This window comes from Gymnodinialimonas sp. (assembly GCF_059726805.1).
On the sequence record NZ_AP041059.1, the window covers coordinates 2913133 to 2937452 of the forward strand.

Consider the following 24320-nt stretch of genomic DNA (forward strand, 5'->3'; position numbering starts at 1 on the left):
ATATGGCAGCCCGCGCATCCCCGCGCGGTCGAGCGAAAGGCTAGGCTCGGCCCAAGACAGTCTCGTGATACTTGTGTGACGGTTCTGTTAAGGCCTGCCACAAACCACCCCCCTAAGCCCATCGCGATATTAGTTGCGCAAAACGCCGCCCAGACGACATTTTATTCACAAACACACCCTTTTGGCTGTTGACGCGCAAAACCCGCCCCCATAACGTCCGCCCACGCGAACTTAGGAGGCTCGGAAATGTCCGGCATTCTCGTACTTGTAGGACAAAGGCGCATGGGTCGGTAACGGCATCCAGAACGGAAACCATGCGCCCTCGGATCACCATCCGGGGGCTTTTTTTTGGACTACTCTCCCACGGATCGCACACGAATGATGAAGCGCGAAAAGAAGGAACAAGCGCCATGTCACAGATGACCGGAGCAAAGATGATCGTCGAAGCCCTGAAGGAACAGGGCGTCGATACGGTATTTGGCTATCCCGGCGGTGCCGTCCTTCCGATTTACGATGAAATCTTCCAGCAAAACGCGATCCGCCACATCCTGGTGCGCCATGAACAGGGCGCGGTGCATGCCGCCGAAGGCTATGCGCGCTCCACCGGCAAGCCGGGGGTTGTTCTGGTGACCTCCGGGCCCGGCGCGACCAACGCGGTGACCGGGCTGACGGACGCGTTGATGGACTCGATCCCGATTGTTTGCCTGACCGGCCAGGTGCCGACCTTCATGATCGGCTCGGACGCGTTCCAAGAGGCCGATACCGTCGGCATCACGCGCCCCTGCACCAAGATGAACTGGCTGGTGAAAGAGACCGACCGTCTGGCCGACACCATCCACCAGGCCTTCCACATCGCCACCGAGGGCCGCCCCGGCCCGGTTCTGGTCGATATCCCCAAGGACGTGCAATTCGCCACCGGCGAATACACGACCAAGCCCAAGGCAAAGATCAGCCACTACCAGCCCCGCGTGAAGGGTGACATCGAGATGATCACCAAGCTGGTGGAAGCGATGGAGACCGCCGAGCGGCCTTTGTTTTACACCGGCGGCGGGGTGATCAACTCCGGCGACAAGGCGTCGACGCTGTTGCGGGAGTTGGTGGAGGCCACGGGCTTTCCGATCACCTCGACCCTGATGGGTCTGGGCGCCTATCCGGCCTCGGGCGAGAAGTGGATCGGCATGTTGGGTATGCACGGCACCTATGAGGCCAACCTGGCGATGCATGGCTGTGATCTGATGATCAACGTGGGCGCGCGCTTTGATGACCGGATCACGGGCCGGATTGCGGATTTCTCGCCGGGCTCCAAGAAGGCGCATATCGATATCGATCCGAGCTCGATCAACAAGGTGATCCACGCCGATTTCCCGATCATCGGCGACGTGGGCCATGTGCTGGAGGACATCTTGCGCGTCTGGAAGGCGCGCGGGCGCAAGGCGGACCGCACCTCTGTGCAGACCTGGTGGACCCAGATCGACGCCTGGAAGGCCGTGCGGTGTCTGGATTACAAGGCGTCCGAGGACACGATCAAACCGCAATACGCGCTGGAACGGCTCGAGGCGCTGACCAAGCACCGCAAGGACCGTTTCATCACCACCGAAGTGGGCCAGCACCAGATGTGGGCGGCGCAATTCCTGGGCTTTGACGACCCCAACCGCTGGATGACCTCCGGGGGCTTGGGCACCATGGGCTACGGCACGCCCGCCTCCGTCGGCGTGCAGGTCGCCCATCCCGAGGGGCTGGTGATCAACGTCGCCGGGGAGGCGTCCTGGCTGATGAACATGCAAGAGATGGGGACAGCGGTGCAGTACCGCCTGCCGGTCAAGCAGTTCATCCTCAACAACGAGCGTCTGGGCATGGTCCGCCAGTGGCAGGAGCTGCTGCACGGGGAGCGCTATTCGGAGTCGTGGTCCGAGGCCCTGCCCGATTTCGTGAAGCTGGCCGAGGCCTTTGGCTGCAAAGGCATCCTCTGCTCGGACCCCAAGGATCTGGACGACGCGATCATGGAGATGCTGGCCTACGACGGCCCGGTGATCTTCGACTGCCTGGTGACCAAGCACGAAAACTGCTTCCCGATGATCCCGTCCGGCAAGGCCCACAACGAGATGCTTCTGGGCGAGGCCGACACGTCGAACGCCATCGGCGACGCGGGTGGGGTGCTGGTGTAATGGGCCGCAAGGGCCTCTCGCCCCTCCTCGGATCTGCGCTGCTTGCAGCGCCGACCCTCCTCGCAGCGGGTCCGGTTGGGGCCCAGGGCGCCGTCGATGCGCTCTTCGACCTGCTTTGCGGGCGGACGGTTCATTTTTACGACACCGGCGGCAATCAGATCGAATACACCTCGGGCGATGGCACGGCCTACCTCTGGTTTCACGGCATCGAAGACGTGATCGTGGGCACCTGGGGTGTCTATAGTGATGCGGAGCTGCGCGAGTTGCAGAACGACGGCTCCGGCGACACGGGCCGGGATGGCGGGCTCGACAGCGGCGATCTGTTTGATCTGCCGACCGCCGGCGCGCAGGTCTGCTACGAATACCCCCCCGGCGGCTTCGGGCCGCTGGACCCCGGCGGGTTCCATTGCTGGGACGAAGTGCGCCTGTTTGAGACCGTGGTCGAGGGCGGCGTCTTCCCGGGCGACCGCTACGGCCTGAGTGACGGCGCGCCGCCGTTCCTGCTGCCCGAGCATCCGTTCCAGACGCTGGAATCCTTCGACGCTGATTTCCCGCAACTCCCGCCCGAACCCGCCTGCGGTGTGCCGATCTCATGATCCGCGCGGCTGCCCTCCTTTGCCTGATGGCCCTGCCCGCCAGCGCCCAGGATTTCCGCGGCCTTCTGCCCGGCATGGCGACGGCAGAGCTCGCGCGGTTGGGCGAATCCGAGGCTATGGGGCAGCTGGACGACGGCACCACGCGGGCCGTCTATCCGCTGCCCTACGGTCAGCGACTTGAGGTCATTCACGCAGGCCCCGACGGTATCCTGGCCCTGGCAACCTCGGGCGATCCGTTCGAGGCCGTGGTCAGCCAACGCGCCACCCTGCCGCCGTTTCAATCCTATGCCACATCCCTGGCGCAGGCCGTTTCGCTTGCCGGATCCGAGGGGCAGGTTTTTGAGGCCCGGGGGCAGTTCATCACCCCCACCAACGACCGCTTCTGGTGGCTCACCTATACGCTGGCCGATCATCCCGACCTGACGTTGGAATTGCGCTTCATCCAAGACAACGCGCCCACCCCGATCGCCGCCCGCGACGACGGGTTCTACGATCTGCCCGGCGACGCGACCCTGACAACCGCGACGCTCTACAGCGCCGCCTATCTGGCGCGGCACCCCGACCGCTTTGGCACCACGCGCCTCGACCGCCCCGGCGCCGCCCCCTTTGCCCTGCCCCTGGCAGAGGCCTTCCCCCTGACAATCCTCCCGCAATAGGAACCCCGCTCCATGGCCCTCAAGATCGAACAAGGCTCCACCAGCCATTCCGCCTATGACCTGCGCTCGCATCTGTCCGATGTGATCGAGACCCACACCCTTGCCATCCTGGTCGAGAACGAGCCCGGCGTGCTCGCCCGCGTGATCGGCCTCTTTGCCGGACGCGGCTACAACATCGAAAGCCTCACCGTGGCCGAGGTCGACCACGAGGGCGCGCGCTCGCGGATTACCATCGTGACCTCCGGCACGCCGCAGATCATCAACCAGATCAAGATGCAGCTGGAGCGCATGGTGCCGGTCCACGAGGTCGCCGATATGACCGTCGAAGGCCCCTTCGTGGCGCGCGAATTGTCCCTGATCAAGGTCATCGCCACGGGCGAAAAGCGGGTCGAAGCGCTGCGCATCGCCGAGATTTTCCGCGCCAATGTGGTCGACAGCACGTTGGAGTCCTTCGTGTTCGAGATGACCGGGATGCCCGACAAGATCGACGCCTTCTGCGACCTGATGCGCCCCCTGGGCGAGGTGAAACTGGCGCGCACAGGCGTCGCGGCCATCGCACGGGGTCTGTAACTTGCGCCTCCTCTGGGCGCTCTGCCTGATCGCGCTCTGCGCCGGGCCCGTCTCGGCCCAGACCGTGCAGGGGATCACCCTGGGCGCGCCCATCCCGGAAGGGCTGCCGCCATCCGATGACACCCAAACCCAGGCGCCGTTCACGCGGACATTCTGGTCGGCCCTGAACGGCCTGCAGGTAACGGCCATTGCCGACAGCGAAACCGGCGGCGTGCATTTCATCGAGCTGCGCCCCGCGACGCGCGAGGGGGGTGAGACCCCGATTGAGGGTATTCGATTCGGAGAGACGACCCAGGCAGACCTGCATCGGCGTTTCGGCTCGGAAGGGATCGTGTTTGCCAACGTCGGCCGCGCGGGCGTGTTCGGGGACGTGGCGGCCTATTTCACAAGCTATGAGCTCACGGACGTGGACGTCGTGGTGTCTTTCACCACGATCGAGCCCCTCGCCGAGGCGGGCGCTGATAGCGCCGCGCAATCTGTTCTGGATAGCGTGGTGGTTGCCGAGGGGCCGTACCTGAACCAGGTCTGGGGCATCAACCGGGGCCGTTTGCCGGGCTACGGGCGGATCGAGGATCCATTCGCAAACTGAGAGTGGCGCGCCAAGAGCCTTGCAAGGCTCTTGCAAGCCTTTTCGAAAAGGCTTGGCGCCCCGCCGTCAGCCGATGATCAAGACGCGGAGGCCGTCTGCCCCGCCCCCGCGTCTGACCCTTGGCCCGCGCGCGGCGGACCAAAGGAGGGGACCACGTCAGCTGGCTGGAATAAGCCCCGCTTCTTGTGCGGCCCCAATTTCATCGCTGCTCAGCAGGCCGTCGGCATCGGCGTCCAGCGCCTGATACTCCTCCTCGCTCAAGGCGGGCATCAGCACCAGCAGCTCTGCGAAGCTGACCATGCCGTCGCCGTCGGCATCGACGGTCTCGGCCTGCCCCATGGCAAGGCTCGCGCCGCCCACAAGGACGGCAAAAGCAGCCGCCACGGTCATCGCCCCAAGGCGGGGTTTGTCAAATTCGGATCGCATGGGAAGTTTCCCTTCAGTTGGTTGCGTATCAGATGCGCGCCGCCGTCATTGGCGGGGCATCTACAAGGGAAGAGCCTGCAAGCGGGTGTTTTCGTCCCCCGCAGCGCGTCGCCTTGTAGATGTCGGCGACACCCTGCCCAACCGGCGCCACCTCAAGCGCGACGTCCCGCCGAGGCCCCTTTGCCTCGGCAAAGGACCGCCCGGGATGGGCGGCAAATGGGGGGATAGACCGCCTTCAAAGCGACCCCGCTTGCGAGGAAGATATGCACGGAGCAGCGTCGAGGGCACTCACGGAACCCCATCGTATTTGAGGCCCCATGCCCCGCCCCTCTCCCCCGCCCGCGCCGCCCCTCCCGCTTGAGGAGGACGCCTCTGGCGCCCTGCCCCACACCCGGATCTTCACCGCCCTGCTGACCGATCTGCGCCGCTCGGCCCGGCGTCTGGCCCGCTCGGGCGAGGATGCCGATGATCTGGTCCAGGACACGCTTTTGCGGGTCTGGTCGCGCATGGCGATGTCGTTCGAGGGCGGCACAGATGCCGCGCCCATCGATGATCTGCGCGCCTATGCCTTTGCCACCCTGCGCCACCGGGCGTTCCGGCGCGGCTCTGTCGCGCCGCCGGTGGATGTGGAGCCCGAGGACATCGTCGCGCCGCGCGGCTCGGACGGGGTGACGCGGCTGGCCTGCGCAGAGGCGCTGGAGGCTCTCGCGGCACTGTCCGAGGACCAGCAGGTGCTGCTGAAAATGCGCGCGATGGACGGGCTGTCCTACGCCGATATCGCCAAGAAGACCGGCCTGCCCCTCGGCACGGTGACCTCGCGCCTCGCGCGCGGGCGCGCGGCGATGCGGGCAGCACTGGACCTGCCCCCCGGCGCGCCGGTGACGGATCTTCTGGGCGGCAGCTAAGGCCGCGGATGTCTTTGGGGGCAACGTTTTTGTCGCTGTGCGAAAAGACTCCCGCGCCGCGCCGCGGCCAAGCTTTCGCCACCCCCAGACAGGAGCCGCGCCCATGCCCGATGATCTGACCCGCCCCCTGGCCGATGTCATGGCACCGATTGACCGGGCCCGGGGCCTGCCCAACGCGCATTACACCGACGCCGCCACCATCGCTGCGGAAAACGCGGCCGTTCTGCACGGCGAGTGGGCCGCGCTGGCCGTGGGCGCCGACGTGCCGGAAGCGGGCGATGCCAAACCGATCGAATTCCTCGGCCAGCCGCTCCTCCTGTTGCGCGACGACGACGGCGCGGTGCGCGTGTTCTTCAACATCTGCCGCCATCGCGGCATGATCCTTGTACAAGAACCCCGCAAGATCGAAGGCGCGATCCGCTGCCCCTACCATTCCTGGTGCTACGCCAAATCCGGCAAGCTGGTCGCCACGCCCCACGTCGGCGGGCCGGGCCAGAACGCGCATCCCGGCATTGACCGCACCACCCTGGGCCTGGCCGAGGTCCGCTCCCACATCTGGCGCGATGTCGTCTTCATCAACCTCTCGGGCGATGCCGCGCCTTTTGAAGAGGTCCACGCCGATCTGCTCCAGCGCTGGTCCGAGTTTGACCAGCCGATGTTCCACGGCGGCGCCGACAGCACCTTCATCCTGGACCTCGCGACCAACTGGAAACTGGCGGTCGAGAACTACTGCGAAAGCTACCACCTGCCCTGGGTGCATCCGGCGCTCAACGTCTATTCCAAGCTGGAAGACCACTATCACATCGAAGCGCCAGACAGGTTTTCGGGCCAGGGCACCTATGTCTACCAGCAACTCAAGGGCGACGACGCCCAGACCTTCCCTGATTTCAAAGGCCTCAGCGATCACTGGGACGCGGGCGCGGAGTATATTTCGGTCTTTCCCAACGTGCTGATGGGCGTCCACCGCGACCACGCCTTCGCCATCGTGCTGGAGCCCGTGGCCCACAACCAGACCCGCGAGCATGTACACCTCTATTATCCCACGCCCGACACCGACGCCGCCCTGCGGGCCAAGAATGCCCGCCAGTGGAAGGATGTCTTCGAGGAAGACATCTTCGTCGTCGAAGGCATGCAGCGCGGACGCGCGGCAGACGGGTTTGACGGCGGGCGGTTCTCTCCGGCGATGGACGGGCCGACGCATCTGTTCCACGCCTGGGTGGCCGCAAGGATCGAGGCGGCCCAGGCGCGCCTTGGCTGAGGACCCGTTTGAAGCCGCCCTGCGCCGCGCCCGCGCAACGGGCGATTGGTCTGCGGTGATCACCATGTATATCGACGCGGCACGCGGCGAGAGTGAGGCCTTCTACCTGACCCACGCCTATGTGCACGCCTTGGAAACCGGCGACACACGCGCCCGTGCGCTGAAGCAGCGGTTGGTGGCCCTCGGGGCCGATCTTGACGACGCCGATAATTAGGCGCGCTTTAGCGTTGCGCCCAAACCTGCTGACGCCCCCGAAAGAGCCGCAGAAAGGAAAGCAGCATCCACCCGGCCCAAAGCGGCCAGAACACCGGTTTGTAATTGATCGGGTGGCACCCACGCGCGGGCTGCCAGGTGATCGCATCGCGGATCACATCGCCAAACCCGTCATTGCGCGGCCCGGGCGCGATGACCCAAGGTCCCTCTTCGGCGCGGATGACCGCCACGGTGCCCCGCGCAGTGATCTGATCCAGGATCAGATCCACGCCCTCGGCCTCCGACCCGCGCGTCTCCAGGGTTTCCGCCAGTTGCGAACAGAGGTTCGTGCCCGAAAAAGAGGTCACGCCCGTAGGCTCCAACCCGTCGCTGTAAGCAGACCATGGCGCGCCCTCCGGCGGGCCGACGTAGGGCACACAAGCGTCCCCGACACAGGGCGTCACCGGGATCGGGTCAAAATCAACGCCGCGCAAACGGTCGGCGACCCAAAACAGGATCAGCGTCGCAAGGCAGCAGAACAGGACGGATTCAAGCAGCCGTAACGCACGGTCGAGCCGCGGCGGCTCGGGATCTGCATCCGGCAGATCAGCTTCGTGTGCCAAGGATCACGCGGACGTAGTGCTGAGTCTCGTCAAAAGGCGGCACGCCGTCATGGCGCTCGACCGCTTCGGGGCCCGCATTGTACGCCGCCAGCGCCAGACGCCAGGTGCCAAAGCGGCGGAACTGCTGCGACAGATAGCGCGCGCCGCCGTCCAGGTTGGCGACGGGGTCGAGGGGATCCACCCCCAGAAGCTCGGCCGTGCCGGGCATCAGCTGCGCCAGGCCCAGGGCACCGGCATGGCTGACCGCTTCGGTGTTCCACCCCGATTCCTGCTGCACAAGGCGCAGAAACAGATCCTCCGGGATGCCATGGCGCCGCGCGGCAGAGCGGGCGACCTCCAGAAACGGGCCGTTATAGCCGCCCTCAAACGCCGGCAACGTGCGCGCCTCCAGTGGCTCAGGGCGCAGGCGGGACGAGAATTCGTATTGCGTGGCCGCGCGCCCATCAAGGACACCCATGGCCCGGTCCAGCCGGTCCAACCCACTTTGAGCATGGAGGGGCAATGCAAGAAGAGTGCCACAAAGGGCGGCGGGAAGCAGACGAAAATACAAGATCAAGCCTCGGGTCGCTTGGGGATAATGGGAAGAATATAGCCTGCGCCGCGCAGCTTATCCAGAGGGCGGTGGTCTGCGCCCGGTTTAAGGGTTTTCTTAACCTTGATCGGATGGTCTAACCTCTCACCAACCGCGCGCCCGGAATCGGGGCTGCGCGCAGTTTAGCAGGGGGATAAACGATGGCCGGGTCCGTCAATAAAGTAATCATCATTGGCAATTTGGGGCGCGACCCCGAGGTGCGCAGCTTCCAGAACGGCGGCAAGGTCTGCAACCTGCGCATCGCGACGTCTGAAAACTGGAAAGACCGCAACACCGGCGAACGGCGCGAGCGGACGGAATGGCATTCCGTCGCAATCTTCAACGAAAACCTGGCCCGTCTGGCCGAGCAATATCTGCGCAAAGGCTCCAAGGTCTACATCGAGGGCAAGCTGGAAACCCGCAAGTGGCAGGATCAAAGCGGCCAGGATCGGTATTCGACCGAGGTGGTTCTGCGCCCCTATGCGGGCGAGCTGACGTTCCTGGACGGTCGCAACGACGGCGGCGGTGGCGGCGGTTATGGCGGCGGCGGTGGCGGCGGTTATGACGATCGCGGCGGCTCGGGCGGCGGGTTTGGCGGCGATGACCGGGGCGGCTCTGGCGGTGGCGGCGGTGGTGGTTTCGGCGGCGGTGGCGGCTCGGATCTGGATGACGAGATCCCGTTCTGATCGCGCGCATGGGCGCCCTGCCTTTTAAGGCCTGCGCGTAACGGCTGAGTGCGGATTGAGTTTTTTTGGCAAGATGAAAGGGAGGCCGTGGTGCGTCTGCCCTTCAGGGAGCGCGCAATGACCCCGGTGAACCCGAACATGGAGGCGACGTTCGCGTCCCCCGTCATGGAAGCGCGGCGCTGGATCGAGGGGAAGGTCTTCCCCGACGCGCGCCCGCTGATGAACCTCAGCCAGGCCGCGCCCGTCGATCCCCCGCCCGAGGCGCTGATGCAGGCTATGGCCGAGGCGATCCTGGGCGATGCGTCTTCGCATCTTTACGGGCCGGTGTTGGGCCGGGACGACTTGCGTGCCGAGTTGGCGGCGCAATGGTCGGCGTCTTACGGCGGCACGATCACGCCGTCCCAGGTCGCGATCACGGCGGGCTGCAACCAGGCCTTCACCGCCGTCATGTCGACACTGGCGAAAGCGCGCGACGAGGTGATCGTGCCCCTGCCCTTCTACTTCAACCATAAGATGTGGCTCGACATGCAGGGCATCCGCGCGGTCTATTTGCCGACAGGCGACGATCTGCTGCCCGACCCCGAGCGCGCTGCGGGTCTGATCACCGATCGCACCCGCGCTATCGTTCTGGTCAGCCCCAACAACCCCGCAGGCGTCGAATATCCCCCGGCGCTTTTGGCGGCCTTCCGCGACCTCGCGCGCGCCCACGGCCTCGCGCTGATCGTCGATGAGACCTACCGCGATTTCCATTCCTCCGATGACGCGCCCCATACGCTGTTCACGGACCCCGACTGGGACGACACCTTCATTCACCTCTATTCGTTTTCAAAGGCTTACCGGCTGACGGGCCACCGCGTGGGCGCGATCATGGCCTCGCCCGCGCGCCTGGCGGAGGTTGAGAAATTCCTCGACACGGTCGCGATCTGCCCGCCGCAAATCGGCCAGATCGGCGCGCTTTGGGGGATGCGGAACCTGGGCGAGTGGCTGGCGGGCGAACGGCTGGAGATCCTGGCGCGGCGCGATGCGATCCGGCAGGGGTTTGCGCAGCTGCCCGCGTGGGATCTTTTGGGCTGCGGCGCCTATTTCGCTTACGTCCGCCACCCCTTTGACGCCCCCTCAGACGCCGTCGCCAAACGCCTGGTTGATGAGGCCCATCTGCTGGTCCTGCCCGGCACGATGTTCGGCCCCACGCGCGCAAACGGCGGCCAGGGCCAGGCCGAGACCACCCTGCGCATCGCCTTCGCCAACGCTGACCGCGCCGGGCTTGGCGAACTTGTGACCCGCCTCAAGGCGCTATCGCCCTGAAAGCCTTGCCCCCCCACGGGCAAATGCGTATCCCAAGGCGACACGAAAAACGACCCACCGAAAAGGCCCGATCCCCATGGCGAAATCCGCTGCGAAAAAAGTCTCGAACGTCTTCGTCTGGATCTTGATGGGCCTTTTGTTCATCGCCCTGGCGGGCTTTGGCATCGGCTCGTTCAACGGTGGCGCCAGCCGCGTCGGCTCCGTCGGCGATGTGGAGATCACGGCAGAGGATTACTTCCGCGCCCTCAATAATGAGATCAACGCCCAGATCGCGCAAACCGGCCAGGCCGTGTCCTTCGCCCAGATCCGCGCCCGCGGCATCGACGCGCAGGTGCTCGCAGGCCTCACCGCGCGCGCGGCCCTCAGCCATGAGGCGTCCGAGATGGGGATTTCCGTGGGCGATGAAGAGGTCGCGCGCCAGATCGCCCAGATCGCCGCGTTCCAGAACACCTCGGGCCAGTTCGACCGCAATTCCTACGAATTTGTGCTGCAACAACAAGGCTCTACCCCGCGCGAGTTTGAAGAGGACACCCGCGAAGACGTCAGCCGCGCGCTGCTGCAGACCGCCGTGATCGGCGGCCTCACCCCCAATGAGGTCTTTGCCGAAACCATCGCCGCCTACCAGGCCGAGACCCGCGATTTCACCCGCCTCGCCGTCACCGAGCGTGATCTGCCCGACGCCATCCCGGACCCCACCGACGCGCAACTCGCGGCCTATTACGACGAATTCCCCGAGCGGTTCACCCGCCCCGAAGCGCGCCGGATCACCTATGCCTGGATCATCCCCTCGGCGATCATGGACGGCGTCAGCGTCGATGACGCCGCCCTGCGCGAGCTTTACGAAGACCGCATCGATGAATACGTCCAGCCCGAGCGTCGCCTGCTGGAACGCCTGGTCTTCGGCTCGGACGAAGAAGTGGAAGCCGCCCTCGCCGCGATCGCGGCCGAGGAAACCGACTTCGACACGCTCGTCGCCGACCGTGACCTGACCCTGGAAGACATCGACCTGGGCGTGATCGCAGCCGATGACCTCTCGGACGCCGCCGCCGCGATCATCTTCGGCGATGATGAGGCAGAGCTTCTGGGTCCCGTCCCCACCGCCCTTGGCCCCGCAATTTTCCGCGTCAACGCCGTCCTGGAAGCCTCCGAGGTGCCGTTTGACGAGGCCCGCGAAGACCTCAGCGCTGAACTGGCCCAGGAAGGCGCGCGCCGTCAGATCGACGACATGCGCGAAGAGATTGACGACCTCCTGGCCGCGGGCGCGACCCTCGAAGAACTGGCTGAGGACACCGCGATGACCCTCGGCACGCTCGACTACACCCCCGCGTCCGAGGACGGCATCGCCGCCTACGACAACTTCCGTGACGCCGCGCGCGATGTGGCGGAAACCGACTTCCCCGAACTGCTGGAGCTGTCGGACGGCGGCCTCTTCGCCCTGCGCCTCGATGAAATCGTCCCCCCCGCCCTGCCGCCACTGGCGGAGATCGAGGGCGACGTCGCCGACGCCTGGCAAGCCACCGCCCTGCGCGATGCGGTCGCGGACCGCGCCGCACAGCTGGTCGCGCAACTGGCCCAGGGCGCCACGCTCGATGAGTTGGGCGACACCGAAGAAGAACGCCAGATCCGCCGTCAGGACCTGCTGCCCGACCTGCCCGCCACCACCGTGGCCCAGGTGTTCCAACTGGACGCCCCCGGCGATGTGGTGATGATCCCCGGCGCCGAGGCCGCCCATATCGTGCGGCTCGACACGATCAACTCCGGCGTGCGCGACGCGCCCGACACCTCGATCATTCTGACGATCATGAACCAGACCATCGCCCAGTCCATGGCCACCGACATCTTCGAGGCCTACGGCCAGGCGCTGCAGGCCGATGCGGGCATCACCACGAACCAGGGCGTGATCAACTCGGTCCATGCCTCGTTTCCCTGATGGCCGCGCTGTCTGATTTCGAAGCCTTCCGCGCGGCGTGGGAGCGGGGCGAAAACCAACTCGTCCACGCCCGTCTGGCGGCGGATCTCGATACGCCCGTCTCGGTGATGCTGAAGCTGACGGACGCGGGCCGCGATGCCTTTATTCTGGAGTCGGTGACCGGCGGCGAGGTCCGGGGCCGCTATTCGATCATCGGCATGAAGCCCGATCTGGTCTGGGAATGCCGGGGCGAGGCGTCCCGCATCAACCGCGCCGCCCGCTATGACCGCGACACGTTCGAGACCTGCGCGGACGCGCCGCTCGATGCCATCCGCGCGCTCCTGGCCGAATCCGCCATCGACATGCCCACGGGCCTGCCCGCCGCCGCCGCAGGCCTCTTCGGCTATCTGGGCTACGACATGATCCGCCTGGTCGAACACCTGCCCGATGTGAATCCCGACCCCCTCGGCCTGCCCGATGCGGTCCTGATCCGCCCCTCCGTCGTCGCCGTGCTCGATGGCGTGAAGGGCGAGGTCACGGTGGTCTCCCCCGCCTGGCAATCCAGCGGGCTCTCGGCCCGCGCCGCCTACGCCCAAGCGGCGGAACGCGTCTCCGACGCCCTGCGCGATCTGGAACGCGCCCCCAGCGTCGCCGCGCGTGAGATGGGCGACGCGCAACCGCTCGGAGAGCCGGTCTCGAACTTCACCCACGCGGGCTACCTCGCCGCCGTGGAAACCGCGAAAGACTACATCCGCAAGGGCGACATCTTCCAGGTCGTCCCCTCGCAACGCTGGACGCTCGATTTCCCCACCCCGCCCTTCGCGCTCTACCGCGCGCTGCGCCGCACAAACCCCTCGCCCTTCATGTTCTACTTCAACTTCGGCGGCTTCCAGGTGGTGGGTGCCAGCCCCGAAATCCTCGTGCGGGTCTTCGACGAAGAAGTCACCATCCGCCCCATCGCAGGCACCCGCGCCCGGGGCGCCACGCCCGAGGAAGACAACGCGCTGGAAGCCGATCTTCTGGCCGACCCCAAGGAATTGGCGGAGCATCTGATGCTGCTCGATCTGGGCCGCAACGACACCGGCAAGGTCTCCAAAATCGGCACCGTGCGCCCGACCGAAGAATTCATCGTCGAACGCTACTCCCACGTCATGCACATCGTCTCCAACGTCGTGGGCGAATTGGCCGAAGGCGAAGACGCGCTCTCGGCCTTCATGGCCGGGATGCCCGCAGGCACCGTCTCGGGCGCCCCCAAAGTGCGCGCGATGGAAATCATTGATGAGTTGGAGCCCGAAAAACGCGGCGTCTACGGCGGCGGCGTCGGCTACTTCAGCGCCGGCGGCGACATGGACATGTGCATCGCGCTCCGCACGGCGGTGATCCAGGACGAGAAACTCTATATCCAGGCCGGCGGCGGCGTCGTCTACGACAGCGACCCCGAAGCCGAGTTCATGGAAACCGTCAACAAATCCCGCGCCATCCGCAAAGCCGCAGAAGACGCCAGCCTCTTCACCCGCGGCAACGCCTAAAGCTACGCCCAAGCCAGCCCCACCAGGCGCACACGCCCCCAATTCCCCGTTCCTAAAATATCCCCCCGCGGGAGCGTCGGGGCGCAGCCCCGAAACCATCCCCCAGAGGCCCCAAACAGAACGCCGAAAGAAAACACGCACCCCCCACCAAAGGCCCGCTCAAAACCTTAAAAAACCCTTAACAAAAATCAGATAACATCACGTTATCAATGTCTTAACCCTAGTGCTCAAGCTTGAGCAAAAGGCCCTACTCCCCTGCCCCCCGCAGCAGTGTCGCCGACAAGGGCGCCAGGGCGACCGCCTCGGAGCGCCCACCCAGGGCCCAGGAAAACAGCGCCGTCACCGTATCGGGGCGGGTCCGGCCGACCACGATGACCGAGCCCTCCTGCGCCGCCGCAAAGGCCGCCCGCGACAGGAACCGCGTGATCACCGTGGCGCGTTGATCCTCATCATCGAGGAACCGAAACACCGTCGCCCCCGGCACGCCCGCCCGCGAGGCTGATTGCTCGGCGGCGTTCAGCCCCCGCGGGAAGGCAACCAACCCGTGACCGCTTTCCGAAAGCGCCGAGACCATCGCGTCCAGCACCGGCCGGTCACCCTGGATCCGTCCCTCGGGCGTATCAAGGACCGCAACCGCCTCCGGCAGGGTGGAGGCCGCGGCCGCAAGGGCCACTTCGGTGTCCGCCGCCGTCGCCCCCTCTGCAATCATCGCCCCCAATATCACCACTTCAAACCCGGCCTCCCGATAGGCCGCCGCCCGGGCCGCGGCCTCGGGGTGGAGCGGATCGACCGCGAAGGCTACGGGGAAGGTGAAGCGGGTCAGGGTCGACAATTCGATCCGACTATCGGGCTCATCGATTAGGACGACGGCCATCAAGGGACGTTCCTCAGCGGTATCAAAAGGCGCCGCGAAGGCCTGGATCGCGGGCAGGTCGTCGGCCAAGGCGGGCGCGGGATCTTCGGCGATTTCCGCGTCCTCGCCCAGTTGCGGCTCGATTTGGGCCGCAACCTGGGGCAACGTGCTGGTCTGCGGGAAAGCAGGCGTGCTTACTGCGGCGGCTTCTTCGGCGGGCGCATCAATCGCCCCGCCCGAGGCCACATCTTCCGGCACTTCCGGCGTGACGGCATCAGGCGTCGCCCCGTCGCCGATGGTCGGGAAGACCGGCGTTAGCAAGGGCACGGGCTCGGGCTCCGTCGCTGCGGCGACTTCCTCTGCCTCAACCCCCGCGTCCTCTGGCGCCTCAGTCACCTGCGGCAACAGCGCCGTGCGGACCTGGGGCGTGGCGCTCGCCTCGGGTTGCGTCAGGGCCGTGGGGCCGCTTGCGATGACCGGCGCCGAGGACGCGGCGGGGCGCGTGGGCGCGGCACTTTCTCCAGCCACGGTAGCGATCTGCGCCGGGGCCTCCGCCGCGACGGAGGGCTGCGCGGCAGGTGCTGTATCAAGGACTGGGGCGATGACATCACCCGCAAGCGCGGGCGCTTGCGGCGCGGCGGCCTGGGGCGCTGCGTCGGGCGCGGGCAAAGCCGCTTCAGGCTCGGGCGGCGGACGGTTGAACTCGGAGCCTGAGGGCAGCGGGATTTCCGTGGCAGGCTCGCTCGCCTCTTCCGCTTCCGCCTCGGGTGCCGCATCCGGGGGCGCGGGCGCAGCCTCGGTCCCGCCCTCGGGCGCCACGCTGACCGCGGCCTCTGCCGCCGCTTCCAGGGCAGCCTCTTCCTCGCCAACCGCTCCTACGGCTCCTACGGCCTCCTCGGCAACAGCCTCCGCGCCGTCGGTGCCTGCCACAGGCACCTCCACCGCCGCTTCGACCGCCTCTGCCCCGCCCCGTGGCGGCAACGGAGAGCTCAGCGACAGCGCCGCCAAGCCCACGGCCGAGACCAAAGTTCCCCAGAATATCCCGATACTCAGACCGCCCATGGTCCCGCTCCTGTCTGCTCTGCGCGAGGGGCCCTCGCGCGGTTGGCCAGGGGAATATCCCCTCAGCGCTCTGATCTGCCCCGATCTTATGTCTGCCGGGGCGTGGCGTCCGCTTGACCCCCGCCCCATGCTTTGAAACATGTATAGCGCGGGCGCGCGGCGCCTTTAACCCTTTTTTGAGACCTTCGCCTGCACCCCACAGGCTCCGCCCAAGCCCAAGGACCCGTAGGATGCTTCTTCTGATCGATAACTACGACAGCTTTACCTACAATCTTGTCCATTATCTGGGCGAATTGGGCGCCGACGTCCGTGTCGTGCGCAATGACAAGATCACCGTGCAGGACGCCATGGCGAGCGGCGCGGAAGGCATCGTGCTAAGCCCCGGCCCCGGCTATCCGGCGGACGCGGGCATCTGCCTGCCCCTGACCAAGGCCTGCGCCGGGGCGGGGATGCCGCTTATGGGGGTCTGCCTGGGCCACCAGACGATTGGCGAGGCCTTTGGCGGCAAGATCGTGCAACATGCTGATATCGTGCATGGAAAACTCGGCACCATCCAGCATTCGGACGCCGGGGTTTTCAAGGGCCTGCCCTCGCCGCTTGCGGGCACGCGCTATCATTCGCTGGTGGTGGACCGCGCCACGCTTCCCGATACGCTGGAGATCACCGCAGAGCTGGATGACGGCACCATCATGGGCCTGCGCCACAAGGAATTCCCCATTGAGGGCGTGCAATTCCACCCCGAAAGCATCCGGTCCGAGCATGGCCACGCAATGCTACAGAACTTCCTGAACACTTTGAAAGAACCCGCATGACCGCCCCTGACGCCCCCGCTTCCGATGCCATGAAACCGATCATTTTCTCGGCCTCCGAGGGCCCGCTCAGCCGGGCCCAGGCGGAAGAAGCGTTCGAGCTGATGTTTGAAGGCGCCGCCTCGCCCGCACAAATGGGCGGGCTGATCATGGCAATGCGCGCCCGCGGCGAGAGCGTGGCGGAATATGCCGCCGCCGCCCAGGTCATGCGCGACAAATGCGTCAAGGTTGCGGCACCTGCGGGCGCGATGGACATCGTGGGCACCGGCGGCGACGGCATGGGGACGCTGAACATCTCGACCGCGACCGCCTTCGTTGTCGCGGGCGCAGGCGTGCCCGTGGCCAAGCACGGCAACCGCAATCTGTCGTCCAAATCCGGCGCGGCGGATGTGCTGACGCAGATGGGCATCAACGTCATGGTCGGCGCGGATGTGGTGGAGGCCTCGCTGAGGGAGGCGGGCATCGGTTTCATGATGGCCCCCATGCACCACCCCGCCGTCAAACACGTGATGCCGATCCGGCAAGAGCTTGGCTGCAAGACGATCTTCAACATTCTGGGTCCCCTGACCAACCCCGCAGGCGCCAAGCGGCAGCTGACCGGCGCCTTTGCCATCGACCTGATCTATCCGATGGCCGAGACCCTGAAGGAACTGGGGTCCGACGCGGCGTGGCTGGTCCATGGCTCGGACGGGACCGATGAGATCTCGATCTCGGGCAAGACCGATGTGGTCGAGCTGAAGGACGGCAAGCTGCGCTCGCGCGTGGTCCATCCCGAGGATGCGGGCCTGCCGGTGCATCCGTTCAAGGACATCCTGGGCGGCAGCCCGGACGAGAACGCGCAGGCGTTTCGCGACCTGCTGGACGGGGCGCAGGGTGCGTATCGCGACGCGGTCCTGATGAACGCAGCCGCCGCGTTGATCGTGGCGGGACGGGTCACGGAACTGCGCGACGGCGTTGAAATCGCAAGAGAATCCATTGACAGCGGCGCGGCGAAACACGCCGTGGAGGCGGTGGCCCGCGTGACGTCGGCGGCGTGAGAAACCGCGGCACACCGCGCGATGCCGGGTGGGGGCTCCTCGCCATGGGTCTGCTGCTGGTCTGCCTGACGGCCTATATGGCCTTCGATCTTGTCCGCGAGCATCGCATCGGGCGCGGGCTGATCTTTGACGGCACGCCTGCGCAGGCCCTTCTTGTCAGCGCCGAACGGATCGAGCGGTCTCAATGCTCCCGCAGCCAGCGCTTCATCTGCACCCAATCCGACAACTACATCGGCATTGTCGTCCATCAGGTCGGCGGCCTGCGCTGGGGCGCGGAATTCCGCCTGACCTTGGATGAATTCACCGCCCATGGGGCCGGCGAGGAGGTCTTTGTCGATCTCATCTACCTGCCCTCGGACCCCATCCGCGTGGAGCGCACGCGCGGCACGCGCCTGGCCGCCGCCGAGCGTGACACGCCTTTTGTGGCAATCCTGGCCGCCTTCGGCCTGATCAGCACCGCGATCGGCGGCTTCATCCTGCGGAGGACGCGCAAACCCGCCGCGCCTCCCTCGACAGACCCGGACGCCTGACCTAAGAACCTCCCCATGAGCACCATTCTCGATAAAATAAAAGCCTATAAGCTTGAAGAAGTGGCCGCCGCCAAGGCCGCCCGCCCTTTGGCAGAAGTTGAGGACGCCGCCCGCACCGCCCCGCCCCTGCGCGGATTTGCCGACGCGTTATGGGCGGCGCAGAAGGACGGCTATGGCCTGATCGCCGAGATCAAAAAGGCCAGCCCCTCCAAGGGCTTGATCCGCCAAGACTTCGACCCGCCCACCCTGGCGAAAGCCTATGAGGCGGGCGGCGCGACCTGCCTGTCGGTGCTGACCGACACGCCGTCCTTCCAGGGCGCGCCCGAATTTCTGGTGTCGGCGCGGGCTGCCGTCACCCTGCCCTGCCTGCGCAAGGATTTCCTCTATGATACCTACCAGGTGGCCGAGGCGCGGGCCTGGGGGGCCGATTGCATCCTGATCATCATGGCCAGCGTCTCGGACGCGCAAGCGGCCGAGTTGGAAGACGCCGCGCGCGCCTGGGGCATGGACGCGTTGATCGAGGTCCACGACGGCGCGGAACTGGACCGCGCGATGGCACTGAAGTCTCCGCTTCTGGGCATCAACAACCGCAACCTGAATACGTTTGAGACTTCTCTGGATACCACACGCACGCTCGCGGCCCGGGTGCCGCCGGACCGCATGGTGATCAGCGAATCCGGCCTTTTCACCCCCGCCGACCTTGCCGATATGGCCGCCCACGGCGCGCGCACCTTCCTGATCGGCGAAAGCCTGATGCGCCAGGCGGATGTCACCGCCGCCACCCGCGCGCTTCTGGCGGATCCAGCCTGATGGACCGCCTCACCCATTTCGACGGCGAAGGCCGCGCCCATATGGTCGATGTCTCGGGCAAGGCTGTCACCGACCGCATCGCGGTGGCGGAGGCCTACGTCAAGATGACGCCTGAGACGTTGGAGTTGGTGGAACAAGGCACGGCCAAGAAAGGCGACGTGTTGGGCGTCGCGCGGCTGGCGGGCATCATGGGCGCCAAACGCTGCGCCGAGTTGATCCCGCTTTGCCACCCGCTGCCGATCACCAAGGTCGCCGTCGATCTGACAACTGACCCGTTGCTGCCCGGCGTCCACATCCGCGCCACGGTCAAAACCTCCGGCCAGACAGGGGTTGAGATGGAGGCGTTGACAGCGGCCTCCACCGCCGCGCTGACCGTCTACGACATGCTGAAAGCGGCAGAGAAAACCATGGAAATCGGGGGCTTGCGAGTTGTTCTTAAAGACGGCGGCAAGTCCGGACGGTTCGAGGCGACGCCGTGACCGGCCGCTCTTTGGAGCTGTACTTTGTGGATGGCAAGCCCGACGGCATGCTGACCGCAGAGGTCTTCAACTGGACGGGCCATGTCCTGAAAATCCCCCGCACCCGCATCGTAGAGGGTCTGAAACGCCCCGAGGCCGCCTATACTGGCGTCTATATTCTTGTGGGCGATGAAGATGGCGCGCCCAAGATCTATGTCGGCGAGGCAGAAACCCTAAGTGAGCGTCTTCGCCAACACCTCAAGAACAAGGACTGGTGGGACGATGTCATCGTCGTCACGACGGCGGGCGACGCGCTGCACAAGGCCCACGTTAAGTACCTTGAGTCGTGCTTGGTAGAGACGGCCCTAAGCGTCGGGAAGGCCCGGGTGGAAAACGGTAATACGCCGACCCGCAGCAGCCTGAACGAAGCAGCAGCGGCGAATATAGAGAGCTTTCTGGCAACACTGATGATGGTGCTGCCCGCAATACGGGTCGACGCTTTTGACGAGAAGCGACGGACGATGGATGTCATGGCGCGATCAACCACAAAGGAAGTTCCAACGACCTTTGTCATGGAAGTCGCCCGGCACGGTGTGAAGGCGAGGTCAATTCTACGAGACGGTGAGATGATCGTCCTGAGCCAGTCTATCGTCCGATCCGAATGGATTGGAGACCGAAGTAACAACACCCACTACTTCAAATTGCATGATGAATTGCGAGCGAACGGAACGATTGTCGAACACGACGGCCAAGGAATTCTAACGCAAGACTTCGCGTTCTCAAGCCCTTCCGCGGCCGCTGCGGTAGTCGCGGGACGCGCTGCAAATGGACGTACCAGTTGGTTAGTCGAGGGAACCCGTCAGACTTATGCTGATTGGGAACTGGCGCAAACGAAGGATCCCAACCCGTGATCTCCGTCGAAGATGCCCTGCGCGCCTGCCTGGACCTCGCCGCACCCATCGGCTCTGAAACCGTGCCGCTGTCCGACGCCGGGGGCCGCGTCCTGACGGAACCGGTCACGGCCACCCGCGACCAGCCGCCTTTCAGCGCCTCGGCGATGGATGGCTACGCGGTGCGCGATGTGGAGGCCATTCCGGGCCGCCGCCTCAAGGTGGTGGGGGAGGCCCCGGCGGGCCATTATTGGCGCGGCACCATTGGGCCTGGGGAGGCGCTGCGGATCTTCACCGGGGCGCCCCTGCCCGAGGGCACGGACCGCGTTGTCATCCAGGAAGATGTGGAGCGGGACGGCGACCGGATCACGCTGGCGCGGTCCCTCGGCTCGGGCCTGAACGTGCGGCCCTCGGGGGCGGATTTTGTGGCCGGTGACGCCATGGCCGCGCCGCGCCGCCTGTCGCCCGCCGACGTGGCGCTGGCGGCTGCGATGAATGCGCCGCGCCTGAGTGTCTCGCGCAAACCCGCCGTGGCGCTGATCGCCACGGGCGACGAGTTGGTCACGCCCGGCGAGGTCCCGCGCCCCGACCAGATCATCGCCTCCAACACCTACGGGTTGAAAGCCCGGATCGAGGCCGAGGGCGCCGAGGCGCGCCTGCTGCCCATCGCGCGCGACAAACGCGAAAGCCTGGAGCAGGTGTTCGACCTGGCCTCCGGCGCCGATCTGATCGTGACCGTGGGCGGCGCGTCGGTGGGGGACCACGACCTGGTGGGCGATGTTGCAGCGGCGCGCGGGTTGGAACGCGCCTTCTACAAGGTCGCCATGCGCCCCGGAAAACCCTTGATGGCCGGGCGGTTAGGCGATGCAGTGTTGTTGGGGCTGCCCGGCAACCCCGTCTCAGCCATGGTTTGTGGCGAGTTGTTCCTGATCCCCATGCTACACGCCATGATGGGGCTGCCTGCGGGCCCCCGGCCCCGGTTGCGCGCGCGCCTTGGGGTGGATCTGGACGCCAACGGCCCACGTGAGCACTACATGCGCGCCGAGGTGACGCCCGGCGATGATTTACCGGTGATCGTGCCCTACAGCCGCCAGGACAGCTCCCTTCTGACGGTGCTTTCAGGGGCCTCGGGCTTGATGGTCCGCCCCGTCGACGCGCCCCGCGCGCGGGTGGGCGACATCATGGAATATGTGCCGCTTTCATCGATGTTTTGATGATTCGTTGACAGGTTGTTGGGAACAGGTGTAGAACATACCCTGAACGGGCACGGAATGTGCCTGTCGCACGAACGGCGGAAACCGCCATGACACACGCGAGGGAGACGGGCATGCTGACGCGGAAACAACGCGACCTTCTGGAGTTCATTAACAAACGGATGCAGCGCGATGGCGTGCCGCCCTCGTTTGACGAGATGAAAGACGCGCTGGATCTGCGCTCGAAGTCGGGAATTCACCGGCTGATCACCGCCCTGGAAGAACGGGGATTTATCCGCAGGCTCGCCCACCGCGCCCGCGCCATTGAGATTGTGAAAATGCCAGATGCGATGAAGGAAGGCGGCTTTGCGCCCCGGGTGATTGAAGGCGACCGGCTTGATCCGCCGCCCGGTGCGATGTCTGTCCAGCCCGCCAATGCGCGCGACGTGCCGGTGATGGGCAAGATCGCCGCCGGTGTGCCGATTGAAGCGATATCCCAAGTCGCCTCCCATGTGGCGGTGCCCGAGCAGATGCTGGGAACCGGGGGCAACCACTATGCCCTTGAGGTAAAAGGCGATTCCATGATCGACGCGGGCATCAACGATGGCGACATCGTGGTGATCGAAGAGGGCTCGACCGCAGACAATGGCGATATTGTCGTGGCGCTGGTGGAAGACCACGAGGCGACCCTGAAGCGCCTGCGGCGCAAGGGTGGCATGATCGCGCTGGAGGCGGCCAATCCGGCCTATGAGACCCGCGTGTTCCGCGACGATCAGGTGAAGGTGCAGGGCAAGCTGGTCGGTCTGATCCGCACCTATTGAATTTGGCTGCCGGGCTTCCGGCTCTGCCTCAATTTCGCATCCAAGGATGCAAAATCTCCGTCAGCCGGCGGTGGCACCCATCCCCTGCAAGCAGGGGGTGGGTGCGGTTGCTTTGGGCGGGCTGCTGTGGGGTTCTTGGGGCTTTGGGCAATTGGGTGTGCGGAGCGCTTGAGATGTGAGGGGTCGCGGCCCTGGCATCGGTTTGGCAGGGATATTTATGGAACGGGGAAATAGGGGGCTGCGTGTCAGAGGCCGAGGTCGAGCTGCGTGTCCGGGGTTTTCTTTCGCGCGCGGCGGGGCGTTGCGCGGTCGTTGACGAAATGGCGTCCCGCGCCGCTGTCCTTGCGGCTGGCGTGTTTGTGGATGATCTGGGCCGCTTCATGGTGGAAACGATCGCCGCGGCGCACGGCAAAGGCGCGGTCGCGGGCGGCGCGGGCGGCCTCGGTCACGTCTACAATCGGCGCGGGGTAGCGGTGGCCGAGTAGGCGCCCTGCCCCCTCCCAAACCCAGGGCGTTTGCAGGCAGGCATCGGGCACATCGCGAAGCTCGGGGCACCAGGTTCGGGTGAAGGCGCCGGTCGGATCCTGGTCCTGACCCTGTTTGACCGGGTTGTAGATGCGGATCGTGTTCATCCCCGTGGTACCCGATTGCATCTGCATCTGGGGCCAGTGGATGCCGGGCTCATAATCGGTGAACATCCGCGCCAGATGCGGCCCCGTCGCGCGCCAATCGAGCCACAGGTGGTAGGACGCCACCGCCACCAGCATCGCGCGCATGCGGAAATTGAGCCAGCCCGTGGCGTTGAGCGAGCGCATGCAGGCGTCCACAAAGGGGATCCCGGTTTCGCCCTTTTCCCAGGCCCTGAGGCGGGGGGCATCGGGCGTGCGCGGGCGCAGATCCTCGTAGGCGGAATGCAGGCAGCGGATCTCGATCGCGGGTTGGGCCTCCAGTTTCTGCATGAAGTGATCGCGCCAGGCGACGCGGGCCTCAAAGCTGCGCAAGGACCCTAGCCAGCCGTCGCGGGTGCCCTTCAGCTCTGTCCGCCGCGCCGACATGCCATGGAGCACTTCGCGCGACGATACAGTGCCCCAGGCCAGATGCGGCGACAGGCGCGAGCAGGCCTCTGCGCCCTCCAGCGGCGAGGACATGGCGCGCCGATAGTGTTGCCCGCGCGCCGTCAGGAAAGAGGCGAAGGTGGCAAGGCCCACGTCGCGCCCGCCGCGCTGGCGGCCCGGACAGGGGTCAAAGCCCAGGGACAGATCGCGGGCGTCGGGGATCTGGCCCGGATCCTCAGGCACGCCGGAAAACCCTTTTGGGACAGGCACTTGAAGCTGGCGCATCACCGTTTGCCGCGTGCACGCCCACCCGTCGCGAGACCGCAGCCGCCGCTGCACGCCCATCTGCGGCAGTTCGGTCCAGACCACGCCAGCGTTCCGCGCCCAAGCGGCCACCTGGCGGTCGCGGGCATAACTCCAGAGGTTGCCGGTCTCCTCCGTGCTGATGATTTCACCCACGTTATGGGCGGCGCAAAGCGCGGCCAGGACCGCCGTCATCTCGCCCCGCCGCACGATCAATGGCGCGCCCAGGCCCGCCAGATCAGCGCGCAATTGCACGAGGCTTTCGCTCAGGAACCGCCACTGCCGGGCCGAGGCGTCGGGTTGCGCCCAGGCCTCAGGCTCAGCCACAAACAGGGGCAACACGGCCCCGCCGCGCTGCGCCGCAAGGGCTAGGGCGGGGTTGTCCTGCACCCGCAGATCGCGCTTGAACAAAACAAGAACATTTTTCATTAAACCACAGGTAGCAGATTCGCGCGCCCATTCAAGCCGCGCCTAGGCAGGCGCGCCATTGCAGCCCCTGCCCCCGCGCCCTACCTTCCC

25 protein-coding genes are annotated in these 24320 nt (G+C 65.9%); 20 read left to right on the forward strand and 5 right to left on the reverse strand.

The features are described 5' to 3' along the window. Positions 1–410: 410 nt before the first annotated feature. From AC6I9R_RS14130 to AC6I9R_RS14150, 5 genes are read left to right on the forward strand one after another with little or no spacing between them, the layout of a single operon-like run. Positions 411–2165, forward strand: coding sequence for an acetolactate synthase 3 large subunit (locus AC6I9R_RS14130; RefSeq protein ID WP_461426207.1), 1755 nt, complete (start codon positions 411–413; stop codon positions 2163–2165). Further along, on the forward strand, positions 2165–2761 hold the full coding sequence (locus AC6I9R_RS14135; protein WP_461426208.1) for a hypothetical protein: 597 nt from the start codon (positions 2165–2167) through the stop codon (positions 2759–2761). Before AC6I9R_RS14130 ends, AC6I9R_RS14135 begins: the two co-directional genes overlap by 1 nt. Beyond that, a complete protein-coding gene (locus tag AC6I9R_RS14140; RefSeq protein ID WP_497862958.1) occupies positions 2758–3417 on the forward strand; it encodes a hypothetical protein in 660 nt (219 codons plus the stop codon). The genes AC6I9R_RS14135 and AC6I9R_RS14140 overlap by 4 nt, the downstream gene beginning before the upstream one ends. Positions 3418–3429: 12 nt before the next feature. After that, positions 3430–3987, forward strand: coding sequence for an acetolactate synthase small subunit (ilvN, locus tag AC6I9R_RS14145; RefSeq protein ID WP_461426210.1), 558 nt, complete (start codon positions 3430–3432; stop codon positions 3985–3987). Position 3988: 1 nt separating this feature from the next. Next, a complete protein-coding gene (locus AC6I9R_RS14150) occupies positions 3989–4576 on the forward strand; it encodes a hypothetical protein (protein WP_461426211.1) in 588 nt (195 codons plus the stop codon). Positions 4577–4732: 156 nt separating this feature from the next. Here the strand turns inward: AC6I9R_RS14150 and AC6I9R_RS14155 are convergent, their stop codons facing one another. Continuing rightward, complete coding sequence (locus AC6I9R_RS14155; protein WP_461426212.1) at positions 4733–5002, reverse strand: hypothetical protein; 270 nt, start codon at positions 5000–5002, stop codon at positions 4733–4735. A 317-nt stretch (positions 5003–5319) separates the two neighbouring features. Here AC6I9R_RS14155 and AC6I9R_RS14160 point away from each other — a divergent pair, with 317 nt between their 5' ends. The 3 genes from AC6I9R_RS14160 (at position 5320) to AC6I9R_RS14170 (ending at position 7379) form a co-directional block, all read left to right on the forward strand. Further along, positions 5320–5907, forward strand: coding sequence for an RNA polymerase sigma factor (locus tag AC6I9R_RS14160; protein WP_461426213.1), 588 nt, complete (start codon positions 5320–5322; stop codon positions 5905–5907). A 103-nt stretch (positions 5908–6010) separates the two neighbouring features. Beyond that, positions 6011–7165 (forward strand): aromatic ring-hydroxylating oxygenase subunit alpha, encoded by a 1155-nt coding sequence (locus AC6I9R_RS14165; RefSeq protein ID WP_461426214.1) that lies wholly within the window; start codon positions 6011–6013, stop codon positions 7163–7165. After that, positions 7158–7379, forward strand: coding sequence for a hypothetical protein (locus tag AC6I9R_RS14170; RefSeq protein WP_461426215.1), 222 nt, complete (start codon positions 7158–7160; stop codon positions 7377–7379). The genes AC6I9R_RS14165 and AC6I9R_RS14170 overlap by 8 nt, the downstream gene beginning before the upstream one ends. Before the next feature lie 7 nt (positions 7380–7386). Here AC6I9R_RS14170 and AC6I9R_RS14175 read toward each other — a convergent pair whose 3' ends face one another. Continuing rightward, positions 7387–7980 (reverse strand): hypothetical protein, encoded by a 594-nt coding sequence (locus AC6I9R_RS14175; RefSeq protein WP_461426216.1) that lies wholly within the window; start codon positions 7978–7980, stop codon positions 7387–7389. After that, positions 7964–8437, reverse strand: a complete 474-nt coding sequence (locus AC6I9R_RS14180) for a lytic transglycosylase domain-containing protein (protein ID WP_461426217.1) — start codon at positions 8435–8437, stop codon at positions 7964–7966. Before AC6I9R_RS14180 ends, AC6I9R_RS14175 begins: the two co-directional genes overlap by 17 nt. A 275-nt stretch (positions 8438–8712) precedes the next feature. Between AC6I9R_RS14180 and ssb the strand changes: the two genes are divergently transcribed. From ssb to trpE, 4 genes are all read left to right on the forward strand, one after another. Continuing rightward, the gene (ssb, locus tag AC6I9R_RS14185) at positions 8713–9237 is read left to right on the forward strand and encodes a single-stranded DNA-binding protein (RefSeq protein WP_461426218.1); all 525 of its coding nucleotides are present in this window, start codon (positions 8713–8715) and stop codon (positions 9235–9237) included. 117 nt (positions 9238–9354) lie between these two features. Then, positions 9355–10542 (forward strand): aminotransferase, encoded by a 1188-nt coding sequence (locus tag AC6I9R_RS14190; RefSeq protein ID WP_461426219.1) that lies wholly within the window; start codon positions 9355–9357, stop codon positions 10540–10542. A gap of 76 nt (positions 10543–10618) precedes the next feature. Next, a complete protein-coding gene (locus AC6I9R_RS14195) occupies positions 10619–12472 on the forward strand; it encodes a peptidylprolyl isomerase (RefSeq protein ID WP_461426220.1) in 1854 nt (617 codons plus the stop codon). Further along, positions 12472–13980 carry an anthranilate synthase component I gene (gene trpE, locus AC6I9R_RS14200; protein WP_461426221.1) on the forward strand — a complete coding sequence of 503 codons (1509 nt, stop codon included), beginning with the start codon at positions 12472–12474 and terminating at the stop codon, positions 13978–13980. The genes AC6I9R_RS14195 and trpE overlap by 1 nt, the downstream gene beginning before the upstream one ends. Positions 13981–14227: 247 nt before the next feature. Here the strand turns inward: trpE and AC6I9R_RS14205 are convergent, their stop codons facing one another. Then, entirely contained in the window at positions 14228–15895 is a 1668-nt protein-coding gene (locus AC6I9R_RS14205) for a divergent polysaccharide deacetylase family protein (protein WP_461426222.1), read from the reverse strand. Positions 15896–16125: 230 nt separating this feature from the next. Here AC6I9R_RS14205 and AC6I9R_RS14210 point away from each other — a divergent pair, with 230 nt between their 5' ends. From AC6I9R_RS14210 to lexA, 8 genes are all read left to right on the forward strand, one after another. After that, positions 16126–16707 carry an anthranilate synthase component II gene (locus tag AC6I9R_RS14210; protein WP_461426223.1) on the forward strand — a complete coding sequence of 194 codons (582 nt, stop codon included), beginning with the start codon at positions 16126–16128 and terminating at the stop codon, positions 16705–16707. Then, positions 16704–17741: an anthranilate phosphoribosyltransferase gene (gene trpD / locus AC6I9R_RS14215; protein WP_461426224.1), complete on the forward strand. Its 1038-nt coding sequence runs from the start codon at positions 16704–16706 to the stop codon at positions 17739–17741. Before AC6I9R_RS14210 ends, trpD begins: the two co-directional genes overlap by 4 nt. Before the next feature lie 44 nt (positions 17742–17785). After that, positions 17786–18271, forward strand: coding sequence for a hypothetical protein (locus AC6I9R_RS14220; protein WP_461426225.1), 486 nt, complete (start codon positions 17786–17788; stop codon positions 18269–18271). A 15-nt stretch (positions 18272–18286) separates the two neighbouring features. Continuing rightward, the gene (gene trpC, locus AC6I9R_RS14225; RefSeq protein WP_461426226.1) at positions 18287–19081 is read left to right on the forward strand and encodes an indole-3-glycerol phosphate synthase TrpC; all 795 of its coding nucleotides are present in this window, start codon (positions 18287–18289) and stop codon (positions 19079–19081) included. Continuing rightward, entirely contained in the window at positions 19081–19560 is a 480-nt protein-coding gene (gene moaC / locus AC6I9R_RS14230; protein ID WP_461426227.1) for a cyclic pyranopterin monophosphate synthase MoaC, read from the forward strand. The genes trpC and moaC overlap by 1 nt, the downstream gene beginning before the upstream one ends. After that, on the forward strand, positions 19557–20450 hold the full coding sequence (locus tag AC6I9R_RS14235; RefSeq protein ID WP_461426228.1) for a GIY-YIG nuclease family protein: 894 nt from the start codon (positions 19557–19559) through the stop codon (positions 20448–20450). The genes moaC and AC6I9R_RS14235 overlap by 4 nt, the downstream gene beginning before the upstream one ends. Beyond that, positions 20447–21643, forward strand: coding sequence for a molybdopterin molybdotransferase MoeA (locus AC6I9R_RS14240; protein WP_461426229.1), 1197 nt, complete (start codon positions 20447–20449; stop codon positions 21641–21643). The genes AC6I9R_RS14235 and AC6I9R_RS14240 overlap by 4 nt, the downstream gene beginning before the upstream one ends. A gap of 113 nt (positions 21644–21756) precedes the next feature. Next, complete coding sequence (gene lexA, locus AC6I9R_RS14245; protein ID WP_461426230.1) at positions 21757–22443, forward strand: transcriptional repressor LexA; 687 nt, start codon at positions 21757–21759, stop codon at positions 22441–22443. 245 nt (positions 22444–22688) lie between these two features. Here the strand turns inward: lexA and AC6I9R_RS14250 are convergent, their stop codons facing one another. Further along, positions 22689–24230: an FAD-binding domain-containing protein gene (locus AC6I9R_RS14250; protein WP_461426231.1), complete on the reverse strand. Its 1542-nt coding sequence runs from the start codon at positions 24228–24230 to the stop codon at positions 22689–22691. Positions 24231–24320 lie beyond the last annotated feature (90 nt).